Source organism: Microbispora triticiradicis (genome assembly GCF_005864065.1).
GTDB classification, from domain to species: domain Bacteria; phylum Actinomycetota; class Actinomycetes; order Streptosporangiales; family Streptosporangiaceae; genus Microbispora; species Microbispora triticiradicis.
The window spans coordinates 550,797-566,145 of sequence record NZ_VANP01000003.1; the positions used below are offsets into that span (position 1 = coordinate 550,797).

Annotated in this window: 14 protein-coding genes; 3 read left to right on the plus strand and 11 right to left on the minus strand. The window is 71.9% G+C overall.

Features of this window, described 5'->3' with window-relative positions; all coding sequences use genetic code 11:
- Window positions 1-10: 10 nt before the first annotated feature.
- Complete coding sequence (locus tag FED44_RS10595; protein WP_138460520.1) at window positions 11-652, plus strand: UdgX family uracil-DNA binding protein; 642 nt, start codon at window positions 11-13, stop codon at window positions 650-652.
- On the opposite strand, the gene pdxH is transcribed toward FED44_RS10595, so the two are convergent.
- The gene (pdxH, locus tag FED44_RS10600) at window positions 630-1,274 is read right to left on the minus strand and encodes a pyridoxamine 5'-phosphate oxidase (RefSeq protein ID WP_111699948.1); all 645 of its coding nucleotides are present in this window, start codon (window positions 1,272-1,274) and stop codon (window positions 630-632) included. The genes FED44_RS10595 and pdxH overlap by 23 nt on opposite strands.
- Window positions 1,275-1,444: 170 nt before the next feature.
- Between pdxH and FED44_RS10605 the strand changes: the two genes are divergently transcribed.
- Entirely contained in the window at window positions 1,445-2,551 is a 1,107-nt protein-coding gene (locus FED44_RS10605; protein WP_111699949.1) for a citrate synthase 2, read from the plus strand.
- A 105-nt stretch (window positions 2,552-2,656) separates the two neighbouring features.
- Here FED44_RS10605 and FED44_RS10610 read toward each other — a convergent pair whose 3' ends face one another.
- Together FED44_RS10610 and FED44_RS10615 are read right to left on the minus strand one after the other, a co-directional pair.
- Window positions 2,657-5,407 (minus strand): ABC transporter substrate-binding protein, encoded by a 2,751-nt coding sequence (locus FED44_RS10610; RefSeq protein ID WP_138460521.1) that lies wholly within the window; start codon window positions 5,405-5,407, stop codon window positions 2,657-2,659.
- A gap of 98 nt (window positions 5,408-5,505) precedes the next feature.
- Entirely contained in the window at window positions 5,506-6,690 is a 1,185-nt protein-coding gene (locus tag FED44_RS10615) for an RNA-guided endonuclease InsQ/TnpB family protein (protein WP_138460522.1), read from the minus strand.
- Between the two features lie 281 nt (window positions 6,691-6,971).
- Here FED44_RS10615 and serC point away from each other — a divergent pair, with 281 nt between their 5' ends.
- Window positions 6,972-8,084, plus strand: coding sequence for a phosphoserine transaminase (gene serC, locus FED44_RS10620; protein ID WP_138460523.1), 1,113 nt, complete (start codon window positions 6,972-6,974; stop codon window positions 8,082-8,084).
- Between the two features lie 43 nt (window positions 8,085-8,127).
- Here serC and FED44_RS10625 read toward each other — a convergent pair whose 3' ends face one another.
- The 8 genes from FED44_RS10625 to FED44_RS10660 form a co-directional block, all read right to left on the minus strand.
- Window positions 8,128-8,748 carry a rhomboid family intramembrane serine protease gene (locus FED44_RS10625; protein ID WP_111699953.1) on the minus strand — a complete coding sequence of 207 codons (621 nt, stop codon included), beginning with the start codon at window positions 8,746-8,748 and terminating at the stop codon, window positions 8,128-8,130.
- 73 nt (window positions 8,749-8,821) lie between these two features.
- The gene (locus FED44_RS10630) at window positions 8,822-9,619 is read right to left on the minus strand and encodes a crotonase/enoyl-CoA hydratase family protein (protein ID WP_244301825.1); all 798 of its coding nucleotides are present in this window, start codon (window positions 9,617-9,619) and stop codon (window positions 8,822-8,824) included.
- Window positions 9,620-9,633: 14 nt separating this feature from the next.
- On the minus strand, window positions 9,634-10,413 hold the full coding sequence (locus FED44_RS10635; protein ID WP_111699954.1) for an SDR family NAD(P)-dependent oxidoreductase: 780 nt from the start codon (window positions 10,411-10,413) through the stop codon (window positions 9,634-9,636).
- A gap of 33 nt (window positions 10,414-10,446) precedes the next feature.
- Window positions 10,447-10,791 carry an STAS domain-containing protein gene (locus FED44_RS10640; protein ID WP_111699955.1) on the minus strand — a complete coding sequence of 115 codons (345 nt, stop codon included), beginning with the start codon at window positions 10,789-10,791 and terminating at the stop codon, window positions 10,447-10,449.
- Between the two features lie 38 nt (window positions 10,792-10,829).
- Window positions 10,830-11,582: an energy-coupling factor ABC transporter ATP-binding protein gene (locus FED44_RS10645; protein WP_111699956.1), complete on the minus strand. Its 753-nt coding sequence runs from the start codon at window positions 11,580-11,582 to the stop codon at window positions 10,830-10,832.
- The gene (gene cbiQ, locus FED44_RS10650) at window positions 11,579-12,343 is read right to left on the minus strand and encodes a cobalt ECF transporter T component CbiQ (protein ID WP_111699957.1); all 765 of its coding nucleotides are present in this window, start codon (window positions 12,341-12,343) and stop codon (window positions 11,579-11,581) included. Before cbiQ ends, FED44_RS10645 begins: the two co-directional genes overlap by 4 nt.
- Window positions 12,344-12,353: 10 nt before the next feature.
- Window positions 12,354-13,376 (minus strand): energy-coupling factor ABC transporter permease, encoded by a 1,023-nt coding sequence (locus FED44_RS10655; RefSeq protein ID WP_244301826.1) that lies wholly within the window; start codon window positions 13,374-13,376, stop codon window positions 12,354-12,356.
- Window positions 13,377-13,484: 108 nt separating this feature from the next.
- Entirely contained in the window at window positions 13,485-15,341 is a 1,857-nt protein-coding gene (locus tag FED44_RS10660; RefSeq protein ID WP_138460525.1) for a glycosyltransferase family 2 protein, read from the minus strand.
- Window positions 15,342-15,349: the final 8 nt, after the last annotated feature.

The following is a 15,349-nucleotide window of genomic DNA, read 5'->3' on the forward strand; positions in this document are numbered from 1 at the left end:
GCGACCCAGGATGGGAAACATCGGAGCCCAGCGATTCCTTCCTGACGAGGTCAGTCTGCCCTCCCTCAGGGAGGCCGCGCGCCACTGCGAAGGCTGCGACCTCTACCGCGACGCCACCCAGACGGTTTTCGGCGAGGGCGTCCCCGACGCACGGTTCATGCTGGTCGGCGAGCAGCCGGGCGACCAGGAGGACCACGAGGGCGCGCCGTTCGTCGGGCCCGCGGGCCGCGTGCTGGACCGGGCCCTGGAGGAGGCGGGCATCGACCGCGAGGCGGTGTACGTCACCAACGCGGTGAAGCACTTCAAGTTCACGCCACGCGGCAAGCGCCGGATCCACCAGAAACCGACCGTCGGTGAGATCAACGCCTGCCGGCCGTGGCTGGAGGCCGAGATGCGCCTGGTGGACCCGGAGGTGACCGTGGTGCTGGGCGCCACCGCCGCCCGGGCCCTGCTGGGCCCGGACTTCCGGGTGACCCGCCACCGGGGCGAGCCGGTCCCCCGGCGGGAGGGCGCCTACTACGTCGCGACGATCCACCCCTCGGCGATCCTGCGCGCGCCCGACCGGGACGAGGCGTACGCGGGCTTCCTCGCCGACCTCACGGTCGCGGCCCGCACCGCCGCCTCCGGGGTCAAGGGGCCAGGCGCTCCATGACCCAGGAGCCGCGCGCCAGCCGGTATCGGAGCCGGTCGTGCATGCGATCGGTCTGACCCTGCCAGAACTCGACCTCCGCGGGCGCCACCCGGAAGCCGCCCCAGAAGTCCGGCATCGGCGGGTCCTCGGGCCAGCGCTCGGCCAGCTCCCGGTAGCGGGCGTCGAGCCGTTCACGCGACTCCACCACGGCGGACTGGCGGGAGGCCCACGCGCCGATGCGCGAACCGTACGGCCGGGAGTGGAAGTAGGCCGCGCTGTCCTCGCGCGAGATCCGGGTGACCGGGCCCTCCACGCGGACCTGCCGCCGGATCGGGTGCCAGGGGAACAACAGACAGGCCCGCGGGTTCTCGGCGAGGTCGCGGCCCTTGCGAGACTCGTAGTTGGTGAAGAAGACGAACCCGCGTTCGTCGAACCCCTTGAGGAGGACGGTGCGGGCGGAGGGACGGCCACCGGCGGAACTGGTGGCGACGACCATGGCGTTCGGTTCGGGCAGGCCCGCGGCGACGGCGTCCGCGAACCACAGCGCGAACTGCGTCACCGGGTCGTCGGCCATGCCGGTTTCGAGCAGGGGCTCACCCTCGTAGCTGTGCCGGAGCCCGGGCAGGTGCGAAGCGCTGTCCACGGAAAGGTATTGTCGCGCGCCCGGCGCACTTCTCACCCGGTGGCCCCCAACAGGGGGAACGGCGTGGGGGAGGGGCGGCGACACGACAGCGTCACACTGCGGGTTAAATTGACCCGCCGGTATCTCGACATCAAGGCTCTGGACTTCACAAGAGAGGGAGGCGGCCGAGAATGTCCGACTTCAAACCCGGGCTCGAAGGCGTGGTGGCGTTCGAGACCGAGATCGCGGAACCGGACAAAGAAGGGGGCGCCCTGCGATACCGGGGCGTCGACATCGAAGAACTCGTGGGCAACGTCTCCTTCGGGAACGTCTGGGGCCTGCTCGTCGACGACAAGTTCCAGCCGGGTCTGCCCCCGGCGGAGCCGTACCCCGTTCCCGTCCATTCCGGCGACATCCGAGTAGACGTACAGAGCGCGCTGGCCATGCTGGCGCCCGCGTACGGCTTCCGCCCGCTGCTCGACATCGACGACGACCAGGCCCGCGACGATCTCGCACGCGCCTCGGTCACGGCCCTGTCGTTCGTCGCGCAGTCGGCCCGCGGCCTGGGGCTGCCGATGGTCCCGCAGAAGCGCGTGGACGAGGCCGAGAGCATCGTTGAACGTTTCATGGTCCGCTGGCGCGGTGAGCCCGATCCCAAGCACGTCAAGGCCATCGACGCGTACTGGACGTCCGCCGCGGAGCACGGCATGAACGCCTCGACGTTCACCGCCCGCGTGATCGCCTCCACCGGCGCCGACGTCGCCGCCGCCCTGTCGGGCGCGGTCGGCGCGATGTCCGGCCCGCTGCACGGCGGCGCCCCGGCGCGGGTGCTGCACATGATCGAGGGCGTCGAGCAGATGGGCGACGCCCGCAAGTACGTCCAGAGCGAGCTGGACAAGGGCAACCGCCTGATGGGCTTCGGCCACCGGGTCTACCGGGCCGAGGACCCGCGTGCCCGCGTCCTGCGCCGTACGGCGAAGGAACTGGGCGCGCCGCGCTACGAGGTCGCCGCCGCGCTGGAGACCGCCGCGCTGGAGGAGCTGCACGCCCGCAAGCCGGACCGGGTTCTCGCCACCAACGTGGAGTACTGGGCCGCGGTCGTCCTCGACTTCGCCGAGGTGCCGTCGCACATGTTCACCTCGATGTTCACCTGCGCCCGCACCGCCGGCTGGGCCGCCCACGTCCTGGAGCAGAAGCGCACGGGCAGGCTGGTCCGCCCCAGCGCGAACTACGTGGGCCCGAAGCAGCGCTCGATCAACGACGTGCCCGGCGCCGGCGAGGTCGTCGGCAGGGTCTGAGCCCCCCGAGGGGCTGCCGAGGGCCCGCGGCTTTCCGAGAGGGCCGCGGACCCTCGGCCGTCCCCCGCGCCCGCTCCGCTCAACGTCGGGGCTCAGCGTCCGGGCTCAGCGGCGGGGCTCGCCGTCCTCGCCGTACACGTCGGGGAGGTGGTCGCAGACGCCGCCGGGCGGCGCGGACTCCCGCAGGCTGAGGCGCCCGCAGCGGACCGCCACCTTCACGCCGCCACCGGCCTGCACCCGCATGATCGCGATGGTCTTGTCCACGGGGTCGTGGGCCTCCCGGCCGCCGAAGTCGATCACTCCGCTCGAACCGTTCCTGGCGAGCCGCCCCGAGACGAGCGCGAGCCGGTAGAGGAGGTCTCCCCTGCTGGGCAGCCTCCTGCCCTGGTACGCCCGGTTGGCCGAATCGTAGAAGAGTTCGACCGCGTCGTAGCCCAGGATGAGGTTGTCCTCCGACTCGGTCGAGGTCCGGCCGAAGAGGGCCTGGATGAATCCGGTCGGCTGCGTGCCGTGGTCCCGCGACGGATCCCGCCACAGTTCCCGGCTCGCGAGCGCGGCGTAGTACACCTGCACGCGCCCGTAGTCGCCGATCTCCTTGCCGTGGTCGGTGACCACCTTGATCACGTCGTCCCCCGCGATCACCTTGACCTGGCCGTCGCTGCACTTCTCGACGGCGTCGACGAAGCCGAGGAACTCGGTGGCCCGGCCCGCGTACAGGATCACGTCGGGATGGCGCCCGCAGGCGACCGACGTCGCCTCGGCGATCCCGCCGCCGTCCACGGTGTAGTAGACCTCGTCACGCTCGGAGATCTCGATCCCCTGGTCGCCGGCCGCCTCCTTGTAGTCGCGGGCGAGGTTGTTGGTGTAGCTGTCGCCGGGTGACCGGTCCTGGACGATCACCGCGGTGGGCGAGGACTTCCCGGGCAACAGCGTCCGGCGGATGAACCGGGCGACGAGCTGCGCCTCGCGCCAGTTCGTCGGGCCCATGCGGAAGTAGTAGGGGGACGGCCGCCTGGGCTCCGTCCCGATCTCGCCGGCGCCGGTGACGTCGGGCACGTACCCCAGGTCGTCCGCGGTCGCGGTGGTGGAGAGCATCGGGATCTTGGCCTGGTGCAGCACGCTGATCGCCTCTTCGACGCCCTTGACACTGCGCGGGAAGCCGATGACGCCGAGCGTGTGCGGGTCCTCGGCCGCCAGCCTGCTGACCAGCCGGGCGGCCCGGCGCCCCTGGCGGAAGTCCGCCCCGGCGTTGGCGATCAGGACCTGGAGGCGGGGAACGTTCCGGACAGTGCGCTGGTACTGCTCCACGGCTTTCAGCTCGGCCAGCGCCCCGGACACCCTGCTGTCCTCCTCCGGCGCGTCCTCGCCGGGCTCGGCGGGCTCGCCGTCCGGCCGCGGGCTCCTGATCGAGTACTCCCCGAACAGGACCACGTTCACGTACGCTCCGACGTTCCGGGCGGCGGCGTTGTTCTCGTCGATCCGCTTCACGACGGCGCCGATGTTCCTGCCGAAGACGTCTTCGGGGGCCCGGCCGTCCGCGTTGACGACGCCGACGCACTCGTCGCCGACCAGCTCGGCCCAGGACAGGCCGCCACAGTGTGCCTTCTGGTCCTGGTAGATGCTCCAGGCCAGGGTGACCGGGCCGACGACGAGCAGCGCGATCACGCACCAGTACCCGATCGCCCGCATCCGGCTGGGCAGCAGCCGCGGCCGGTGGTCGTCGTCGGGCGCGGGGCCGGACGTGGCGGCCAGCAGGCGCAGCGGCGGCACCTGCCGCCGCACCCGGGCCCGCCAGGCCTCGGCCAGCGCCGGTAACTCCGTCAGGCGGCCTCCCGTGACCGCCCTCGCCTCCGCGGCCTTCGACTCCGGCACCGCGGCCAGCACCAGCATCGGCGGCAGGAGACCGGTCTCCTCGGTGGTCTCCTCCAGGACGCGCAGGAACCGCTCGTTGGCGCACCCCGGCAGGGTGGCGTCCAGGACCAGCAGGCCGTACAGGCCGCGGCCCCAGCTCGGCCACGGGATGATCCACTTCTGGTACGCCTGGTGGAGGTCCTGGCACAACGCGTGCACCAGCAACCGGTCGGCGTCCTCGTCGCTCGCGCTCGCCACCCGCAGCGCGTACTGCGACAGCCGCTCGAACGGCTTCCTGGTCAGGTACGGCTGCCGCCGGAACCAGCCGTTGAAGAACGATCCACGGACCGACAGCAGCCCCTGGACGACCGTGCCGGCCGCGAAGACGAGCAGGCCGAGCGCCCACGGGAGCACGCCGACCAGGTCCGGCGCGCTGTCCAGCCACCAGGGCGCGTGGTCGCCGGCCACCTGGGTGCTCAGCAGCACCGCGGCCAGGGTGCCCACCGGCAGCCAGGTCGTCGCCGCGCGCCCGAAGAAGTCGGCCGCCGTCCTGCGGCCCTGGTGCCCGCCGTGCCTGCCGCCCCGCCAGAGCTTGAGCCGCTCCTTGAACTCCTCCAGGCTCCCCCGCGACTGCGGGTCGGGCCAGCGCGGGGGCGGCGTCCCGCCGCGGTCCGGCTCCGGCGGCAGGCCGCGCTGCCTGCGCGCCCACAGCACGAACTGCACCAGCGAGAAACGCGGCGGCGGCAGGAACGAGCCGCCCACCGGCCGGCCGAGCTGCCCCTGCTCCCCGGCCAGCGCGTCCACGAGCTCGTGCAGCGTGCCGTACCGGCCGGCCGCCACCGACGCGTACGGGAGGCAGTCCTCGAACGGCGCGGCGAGACGGCGCGCGGCCTCGAACGCGTCGCCGTCCCGCTCGACGACGAACACCAGGGGAAGCGGCTGGTCCGGCAGCCAGAAGAACGGCCTGCGGACAAGTTTCTCGATGACGCCGTGCACGTCGGCCACGTGGGTGTCTCCCGGGAGGCGGAGTCCGTTTTCGGGGTGGTGCGTGCTTCTGAAACTCGACCGTGACTCCTCCGCTCCCCGAAAGGAGCGGCTTCTCGCTAAGCCGCTTGTACGGCGTCGCGAAGGGCAAGCCCTGCCCTGAGGATGTTGGTTGCCGCGTTCACGTCGGCGTGCGCGGTATGCCCGCAGGCCGTACAGGTGAATTCGGCTTGGGTGTGGCGGTTCTCCTTGGCGACGTGCCCGCAGCGGGCACACGTGCGGGAGGTGTCGGCGGGGTTCACCGCGATCAGCTCGCGACCGGCGCTTTCAGCCTTGTGCGCGAGCACACGCAGGAACACCCCCCAACCCGCGTCCAGGATGCCGCGGTTGAGCCCGGCTTTGGCGGCGACGTGCCGGCCTGGGACCTCGATCGTGCCGGACGCCGACCGGGTCATGTTCACGATCCGCAGGTCCTCGTGCACGATCACGCCGTTGGCTCCTACCAGCCCGAGCGCGACCTTGTGCGCGCCGTCCAGCCACTGACGGCGAACCTTCGCATGCTGGGCGGAAACCCTGGCCACAGTCTTACGACGGCGATGGGAGCCGCGCTCTTCACGGGCGAGGTCCCGCTGAGCGGCGGCCAGCTTGTCAGCGGACGCGGCCAGATGACGCGGGTTGGCCAGATGCTCCCCGTCCGAGGTGGTGACCAGGGACGCCACACCCATGTCCAGGCCCACGGCCGCGTCGGTCGCCGGCAGAGGTCCTGGGGGGACCTCGTCGCACGCCACGACCACGTACCAGCGGTCGCCTTCCCGCTTCACCGCGATCGTCTTCACCCGCCCGCGCACGGGCCGGTGCCGGTGGACACGGACGTGGCCGACGCCCTGCAAGCGGACGTAGGTCGCCGTCGGGTGCTCAGGCTGGGAGTCCCACCGGCAGCCGTCGCCGTCCTTGGGCCACTCCACCGTGCCGAACCACCCGCGGCCCTTGAACCGCGGGAAGCCGGGCCTGTCACCGGCTTCGACACGGCGGAAGAACTCCGCGAACGCCCTTTCCAGCCGGCGCAGGGTGGCCTGCTGAGAGGAGAACGACCACCGGCCCTGCCCATCGGGGTCGTCGGCGCGAATGTGCTTCAGCTCCCCCGACTGGTCGCCGTACCCGACACTCACCCCCGCCATCCGATAGGCCGTACGACGGTGCTCAAGCGCCGCGTTGTAGAGCTGCCGGTGATCCTCCAGGCACGCGGCGAGCGCAATGCGCTGATGGCGGGTCGGGCGCAACAGGAATGTGAAAGACCTACGCACGGCCGCTCGCCCTACGAGCGCGTCCGTACCGCGGTGCAGTACAGCGGAATGCCGGGGAAGGTAGGCACTCGACGAGTCACACGACCAGTATCACAGCACTCGGCATCCAATGCCTGGAAGATGAGAAGACAGGAAAGGGCCCGCGGGAGACCAAAAGACAAGCCCGGTCAAGGACGGCATGCCCCCTTCGCCTCAAGCGACGGTCCGCTGCCGAGGTCGTGAGGTGTCTCATCATCCGGACCATGGTCTAGAGCATTCGCAGGTCTCACTACGCTTGAACCGTGGCTGACATCGTGATTCCCGCTGACATCAAGCCCGCTGACGGCCGTTTCGGCTGCGGGCCCTCGAAGGTACGCCCCGAGCAGCTCGCCGCCCTCGCCGGCGAAGGCGCGAAGGTGATGGGCACGTCCCACCGGCAGAAGCCCGTCAAGAACCTCGTCGCCCGCGTCCGCGCCGGGCTCACCGACCTGTTCTCCCTCCCCGAGGGGTACGAGGTCGTGCTCGGCAACGGCGGCACCACGGCGTTCTGGGACATCGCCTCCTTCGGGCTGATCCGGGAGAAGTCGCAGCACCTGAACTTCGGTGAGTTCTCCTCGAAGTTCGCGACGGTCGCGAAGAAGGCCCCCTGGCTCGCCGACCCCTCGGTGATCAAGTCGGAGCCGGGCACCCACCCGCTGCCGGTCGCCGAGGAGGGCGTGGACGTCTACGCGCTCACCCACAACGAGACCTCCACCGGCGTCGCCATGCCCATCAAGCGCGTGGGTGACGACGGGTCGCTCGTCCTCGTGGACGCCACCAGCGGCGCGGGCGGCCTGCCGGTCGCCGCCGAGGACTTCGACGTCTACTACTTCGCGCCGCAGAAGAGCTTCGCCTCCGACGGCGGCCTGTGGATCGCGCTGTTCTCGCCCAAGGCGCTGGCCCGGGTGACGGAGATCGCCGAGAGCGGCCGGTTCGTCCCCGAGTTCTTCAGCCTGCCGACCGCGATCGACAACTCGGTCAAGGACCAGACCTACAACACGCCGGCGGTCGCCACGCTGTTCCTGCTGGCCGACCAGATTGACTGGATGAACGGCCAGGGTGGCCTCGGGTGGACCACCGCCCGCTCGGCCGACTCCGCCTCGCGCCTGTACACCTGGGCCGACAAGACGTCGTACACCTCGCCGTTCGTGGCCGACCCGGCGCAGCGCTCCAACGTCGTCGGCACGATCGACTTCGACGACTCCGTGGACGCGGCGGCGGTGGCGAAGGTGCTGCGGGCCAACGGCATCGTGGACACCGAGCCGTACCGCAAGCTCGGCCGCAACCAGCTGCGTATCGCGATGTTCCCGGCCGTCGACCCGGCCGACGTCGAGGCGCTGACCGTCTGCGTCGACTACGTGGTCGAGCGCCTCTGACGGTTCTTCCCGGCGGCCGCCGCCCGGGTCCTGAGCCCGCGCCTCAGTAGGCCCGGCGGCGGCGGAGCAGCCAGGCGGCGATCACGCCGCCGATGAGGCCGAACAGGTGGCCCTGCCAGGAGACGCCCGGCTGGGTGGGCAGGGCGCCCCACAGGATCGAGTAGTACAGCACGGCGACCACGACGCCGAGGACGATGTCGAGAGCCCGGCGGTCGAACAGGCCCCGGGCCACGACGTAGCCGAAGTAGCCGAAGACGAGGCCGCTCGCGCCGATCGTGAGCGTGTCGGGCGGGCTGGTGAGCCACACGCCCATGCCGCTGACCAGGATGACGATCAGGCTCGCGACGAGGAACCGGCCGATGCCCCGGATGGCCGCCACGAACCCCAGGATCAGCAGCGGCACCGAGTTGGCCATCAGGTGGGCGAAACCCGCGTGCAGGAACGGGGCGAAGAAGATCCCGGGCAGCCCGTCCGGCTCGTGGGCGACGATGCCGTACCTGTCGAGTCTGTTGTTCTCGACGTAGTCGAGGATCTCGATCGCCCACATCGCCGACACGAGCACGATCATCAGGATCGCGCTGCCGAGGGCGCCGGTGAGCAGCTCGGACGCGCGTTCCCGCATCGACCGGCCGGACGGGGGCAGCCCGGGCTCGGATACACTCATGGATTCACCGTACGCAGTCACGCCCATGGACGAGCGGACTGCCCGGAACCACCCCGATCATGCCTGTCGGCGGCTATTCGCCCTTCCAGACGGGAGGGCGCTTCTCCGCGAAGGCCGCCGCGCCCTCCATGGCGTCGCCGGACGTGAAGACCGGGCCGATGATCTCGCCCTGCTTCCGGAACATCTCCTCCCTGGACCAGTCGGCCGACTCGACGACGACCCGCTTGGTCGCGGCGAGGGCCAGCGGCGCGTTCGCGGCGATCGTGCGGCCCAGTTCGAGCGCGCCGTGCAGGGCCTCGCCCGGGTAGGTGACCCGGTTGACCAGCCCCAGCTCGTACAGCCGGGTGGCCGGGTAGTGCTCGCCGGTCAGCGCGATCTCCATCGCGACGTGGTACGGAATCCGGCGCGGCAGCCGCATGATCCCGCCCGCGGCGGCCACGAGCCCGCGCCTGGGCTCCGGCAGGCCGAACTTGGCGTCCTCGGAGGCGACGACGATGTCGCAGGCGAGCGCCAGCTCGAACCCGCCGGCCAGCGCGTACCCCTCGACGGCCGCGATGATCGGCTTCTTCGGCGGCGCCTCGGTGATGCCGCCGAAGCCCCGGCCCTCGACCGTGGGCATGTCGCCGGTGAGGAACCCCTTCAGGTCCATGCCCGCCGAGAACGTGCCACCGGCCCCGGTCAGGACGATCACCGACACCTCGGGGCTGGCGTCGAGCTCGTCGAGGGCGGCCGCGATGCCGCGCGCCACCGCGCCGTTCACGGCGTTCCTGACCCTCGGCCGGTTGATGGTGACGACGGCCACCCCGCCGTCGACGATCTCTACGAGCACCTCGTCCGGCGCGGCGGCCGGCCCGGAGTCAACCTCGGACAACCTGACCTCACCTGTCACTTGGGCTGGAAGCGGATGCCGCCGTCGAAGCGGATGACCTCGCCGTTCATGTAGTCGTTCTCGATCAGCGTGCGGACCAGGTGGGCGAACTCGGACGCCTTGCCCAGCCGCTTCGGGAACGCCACCGGCCCGATCAGCTTGGCCTTGAACGCCTCGGCGTCCTGGTCGCCGATCTTGCCGTAGATGGGGGTGTCGATGATGCCCGGCGCGATCGTCAGCACGCGGACGCCGACCACGGCGAGGTCGCGGGCGGCGGGCAGGGTCATGCCGATGATCCCGCCCTTGGACGCGGAGTAGGCGACCTGGCCCGTCTGGCCCTCGATACCGGCCACCGACGCGGTGTTGACCACGACGCCGCGGGCGCCGTCCTCGTCCGCCGGCTCGGTCCTGGCCATGGCCGCCGCGCCGATGCGCATGAGGTTGAACGTGCCGATCAGGTTGACGTCGATCACCTTGCGGTAGGACGCCAGGTCATGCGGAGAGCCGTCCCGCCCGACGGTGCGCTGGGCCCAGCCGATGCCCGCGCTGCTGACCACGGCGCGCAACGGCTTCCCGGTGGCGACCGCCGTCTCCACCGCGGCCTGCACCGACGCCTCGTCCGCCACGTCGGTGTGGGCGAACACGCCGCCGATCTCGTCGGCCAGCGCCTTGCCGCGCTCCGCGTTCAGGTCGGCCACGACCACGGTCGCGCCGACACGGGCCAGCTCGCGGGCGGTCGCCTCGCCGAGGCCGCTGGCGCCGCCCGAGATGATTGCTGCTGCTCCGTTCAGATCCATAGCCGGACCCTAACGCGATAACCGAATGAAGTTCTACTCGGGGTGGCGCAAAATCGCGGTATCGACGTCCGGATAGACCTTGATCCGCCGGTCCAGCCCGGTCGTGCGCAGGATGCGGGCGACCGGCGGCTGCGGGGAGGCGAGGCTCACCCCGCCGCCCTCGCTCGTGGCCAGCCGCCAGGCCTCGATCAGCACGCTCAGGCCGCTGGAGTCCATGAACGACAGCTCGCCGAGGTCGAGCACGAGGGTCGGGTTGTCGTTCGTTATGGCGTCACGCACCTCGTCGCGCAGGAACGGCGCCGTGAACAGGTCGAGCTCACCCTCTACGGCCACCACGACGGCGTTGGACAGTGATTGGCGCGCGAGCCGCAGCTTCAACGTGTGACCTCCTCCGCTGCGCCCACTTTACTTATCCATCACCCGGGGTGAGCGGGCACGGCGAAGCCGTACGGCAGTTCGAGCCGATGGTCGGCGAGCAGCCGCCCGTCGGCGAGGAGCGTGTGTGTCGGCCCGTCCGCGGCGATCACCCCATCGGACATGACGAGCGACCGCTCGCACAGCTCCAGCGCGTACGGCAGGTCGTGGGTGACCATCAGCACGGTCACGTCCAGGCTTCTGAGGATCTCGGCGAGCTCGCGGCGCGAGGCGGGGTCGAGGTTGGAGGAGGGCTCGTCGAGCACGAGGATCTCCGGCTCCATCGCCAGCACGGTCGCCACGGCCACCCTGCGCCGCTGGCCGAAGGACAGGTGGTGCGGCGGCCGGTCGAGGGCGTCGAGCATGCCGACCCGCTCCAGGGCGTCACGGACGCGGCGGTCGAGTTCCGCGCCGCGCAGGCCGAGGTTGGCCGGCCCGAACGCGACGTCCTCGCGGACGGTCGGCATGAAGAGCTGGTCGTCGGGATCCTGGAACACCAGCCCGACGCGGCGACGGATCTCCCGCAGCGTGTCGGCCCGCACCGGAAGGCCGCCCACCTCCACCGTGCCGTGCCCGGCGGTGAGGATGCCGTTGAGGTGCATGACCAGCGTGGTCTTGCCCGCGCCGTTCGGGCCGAGGAGGGCCACCCGCTCCCCCCGCCGGATCGTCAGGTCCACGCCGTACAGCGCCTGCGTCCCGTCGGGATAGGCGTACGCGAGCCTGCTCACCACGAGCGAGGGGCTGCCGGAGGTCATGTGGTGCTCCACGCCAGTAGGGCCGTCGCCGCGGCGAGGCAGGGAAGGATAGCCGCCGTCCCCCAGTCTCGCCCAGACGCCGATATATCCCTAATCGTCGGCATCTCGCCGGTGTAGCCCCGGCTCAGCATCGCGAGGTGGACCCGCTCCCCCCGCTCGTACGCCCGGATGAACAGGGCGCCGGCCGACTTCGCCAGCACCGGGGCCTGCCGCAGGTCCCGGGCGACGAATCCGCGCGACTCGCGGGCGACCCGCATGCGCCGCATCTGGTCGAGGATCACGTCGAGGTAGCGCAGCATGAACGTCGCGATCTGCACGAGCAGCCGGGGCAGCCGCAGCCGCTCGGCGCCGAGCAGCGTCATCCGGGGCTCGGTCGTGGCCGCGAGCAGGATCGAGGCGACCACGCCCAGCGTCGCCTTGGCCAGGATGTTCCAGGCGGCCCAAAGGCCGGGGAGGCTGAGCGACACCCCGAGCACCTGGACCCGCTCACCGGTGCCGATCACCGGGATCGCCAGGGCGAACAGCACGAACGGCACCTCGATCACCATCCGCCGCGCGATCGCCCCCGCGGGCACCCGCGCGACCACCGCGACCGCGGCCAGCAGCAGCGCGTGGACGGCGAACGCCCAGAAACGCTCGCGCGGCGTGGCGACCACGCACACCGCGAACGCGACGACCGCCACCAGCTTGCACTGGGGCGGCAGCCGGTGGACGGGCGTGTCGGCGGGCCGGTAGATCGGATGATGGTGCCCGGCGCTCATCCGGCGCCCGTCACTTCGCCAGAGCGCCCGCGGGCGACACCCCGCCGGTCGGGCGCCTGCGTCGCCGGACGGCGTAGAAGACCCCGCCTCCGGCCGCCACGGTCAGCGCGACGCCCGCGACCCCGGCCAGGCCGCCGGAGAGCCGCTGGTCGCTCAGGCCCCTCACGGAGTATCCGGCCAGCGGGGCGTCCTCCGCCGCGTGCGGCTTCTCCTGCGCACTCAGCCCCTTGTCGGACGCCACCTTCTCCAGCCCGTCGGGGGCGCTGGAGGCGTAGAACGACACGACGCCGGCCAGCAGCACGGCCACGATCGCGCCACCCGCCAGGACCGGACGCAGCCCGATCCCCGTCGAGGGCTTCTCGGCGGGCCGCCCGCCGACCTCGACCTCCCCCTCGGCCGTACGCAGCACCAGCGGCCCGGCCGTCCCGCGCGCGCCGTAGACGAGGTCGGGCCGTACGGCCAGCACGCTGCTCACGGTGAGCGCGGTGATGAGGCCCTCCCCCAGCCCGATGAGCACGTGGACGCCGCCCATCGCGGCGGCCACCGCGCCCAGGTCGATCGGCGCGGTGCCGCCGAGCCAGAACAGGACCGTGAAGACGAGCGCCGCGGCGGGCACCGAGACCAGCGCGGCGAGGAACGACGCGGCCACCAGCGTGCCGCGCCGGTGCGGGCCGGTCCGGGTGACCAGCCGGAACACCGCCCACCCGACGACCGAGGTGACGATCGCCATGAGTGTGATGTTGACCCCGAGGGCGGTCAGCCCGCCGTCGGCGAAGAAGAACCCCTGGACGAGCAGCACGACCGCGACGCACAGCACGGCGGTGTACGGCCCGACGAGTATCGCGGCCAGCGCCCCGCCGAGCAGGTGACCACTGGTGCCCGCGGCGACGGGGAAGTTGAGCATCTGCGCCGCGAAGACGAACGCGGCCACCAGGCCCGCCATGGGAGCGGTGCGGTCGTCGAGCTCCCGGCGGGCGCCCCGCAGGCACACGGCCACGCCGGCCGCCGCGAAGACGCCGGCGCCGACGGACACGGGTACGTCGAAAAACCCATCGGGTACGTGCACGATCAAACCCCTCTGAAACGGGCAGTTCTCAATCCCACTTTAGAGCACGGGGTTGTAGTTGCAACTAATTCGCAATTAGCGCCGGCTCACGGCCCGGATCACCCGCTTGACCAGGGTCAGCGGGGTGTCCACGCGTACCGACAGGCTGAGCCGCCGGTTGACCGCCGTCGCGTACGGCCTGGCCGTCCACCGCAGGGGGCCACGCCACCACCGCATCGTCCGGGCGGGAGCGTCCATCGCGGCCTCCACCTTGACCGGGAGGCGCACCGGCGGCCCACCGAGGTCGAGTTCGAGGTAGGCGTCCCAGGTGCCGGGCGGCGGAACGTCCGTCTCGGCCGCGAACCCCTCTGGCGAGACGGCCACCGCTCGCTGCCGGTACTCCCGTCCCGGCCCCCGCTCACGCCACACCAGGTGCCGTACGGCCGGGGCGGCGGGCTCCTCGCCGACCCGCACGTGCCCCTCGACCAGCAGCCGCCGGGCCCGCCTGCGGGCCCGGGTCAGCCGTGCGGCGGCCGGGACGCCGGCCGCGTGCCCTCCGGCGTCGATCGACAGGTGGCCGTGCGACCGGGTGAGGAAGGGCACCACGGCGACGCCGTTCACCAGACGGGGGCCCGGGACGCCGGCCCCCGGGTCGCGGCTGGAGCCGAACCGGGCCGGCCTGCGCACGCCCTCGCACTCGACGAACACGTGGACGTCCCACACGCCCGGCGGCAACGCGGCCACGTCGATCAGGACGGTGAAGAAGCCGGTGGCGTGGAGCGCGGGAAGCGCCCGCTCCTCCCGGGAGAGGCGCTCACGCAGCACCAGCCCCACCACCCCGCCCTCGTCCGGTGCGGTGGCGGCGGCGGTGGCGGCGGGTGGTCCGGCCAGGCAGGCATGTCCGCCGACCACCAGATGATCTCCCTGCCAGGAGACGCCGGTCAGGCGGTGGCGCAGCGGCGCGGCCTCGACCCGCGCGAGCCGTACGAGACGGGCGGTGTCGTCGAGCGCGGCGAGCCTGGCGACGTCCATGTCGTCGAGGGCGGCCCGCACACCAGGCGTCAGCCACTGGCCGCAGATGTCGGCCACCTCGACGGCGATCTTCTCGCGGTCCGCCTCGTCGTCGTCCAGGAACGGCGCTCCCAGCCGGGCCAGCACGTCACGGCGCAGATGCCGCAGGAGCAGCCGGTCGCGCAGCGCGCCCGGCGGCACGTGCCGCGCCATCACCTCGATGGGCGTGCGGACCAGGCGCAGCCGGGTCAGGGGGTCGGCCACGCACCCCGCCTCGGCGCCTCCGGTTCCCGCGCCCTCCGCTCCGGTGGCCTCGGCGTGGTAGCAGTCGTGGTCCGCCACCACGGAGACGACCCGGGCGTGACAGTAGGCGTGCACGGTGAATGCCATGTCCTCGCCGGTCCGCTGCGTCTCGTCGAAGCGGAGGGCGTGCCGTTCCAGGAAGGCCCGGCGGAAGAGCTTGAAACACGTCAGGTCGTCGTAGACCGCGGCTAAGGAGGCCCGGTCGGCGCTGTCCCGCAGCCCGTCGCGAGCGCCGGAGACCCTTCCGACGACGACGTCCGAGCCGTTCCGGTCGGCCGCGGCGACCAGCGGCGTCAGCGCGTCCGGCGCGAGACGGTCCCCGGCGTCGCAGAAGAAGACGTACCGCCCGGCCGCACGGGCGAGCCCTCTGTTGCGGGCGGCGCCCGGAGTGCAGGGGTGCCGGTCGTGGATCACGGTGATCACTCGCGGGTGACAGGCGGCGTAGAGGTCGAGCAGCTCGCGGGTCCCGTCGCGGGAACCGCCGTCCACGACGACGATCTCCTTCGCGACCCGCTGGACCAGCAGCGAGGTGAGGCAGCGGTCGAGGGACGCCCGGCAGTTGTACGCCGGGACGACGACGCTGACGTCGATCATCCCGCGGGCCCTCCGGCCGACGCGCCGATCACTCTCCGTGTCCATCGCCTTTC

Excerpts from the sequence above, each read along its gene's own strand:
- FED44_RS10660 (WP_138460525.1), bottom strand. The coding sequence starts at position 15,341 with ATGGACACGGAGAGTGATCGGCGCGTCGGCCGGAGGGCCCGCGGGATG.
- FED44_RS10595 (WP_138460520.1), top strand. The coding sequence starts at position 11 with ATGGGAAACATCGGAGCCCAGCGATTCCTTCCTGACGAGGTCAGTCTG.
- FED44_RS10635 (WP_111699954.1), bottom strand. The coding sequence starts at position 10,413 with ATGGATCTGAACGGAGCAGCAGCAATCATCTCGGGCGGCGCCAGCGGC.
- cbiQ (WP_111699957.1), bottom strand. The coding sequence starts at position 12,343 with ATGAGCGCCGGGCACCATCATCCGATCTACCGGCCCGCCGACACGCCC.
- FED44_RS10645 (WP_111699956.1), bottom strand. The coding sequence starts at position 11,582 with ATGACCTCCGGCAGCCCCTCGCTCGTGGTGAGCAGGCTCGCGTACGCC.
- FED44_RS10605 (WP_111699949.1), top strand. The coding sequence starts at position 1,445 with ATGTCCGACTTCAAACCCGGGCTCGAAGGCGTGGTGGCGTTCGAGACC.
- FED44_RS10625 (WP_111699953.1), bottom strand. The coding sequence starts at position 8,748 with ATGAGTGTATCCGAGCCCGGGCTGCCCCCGTCCGGCCGGTCGATGCGG.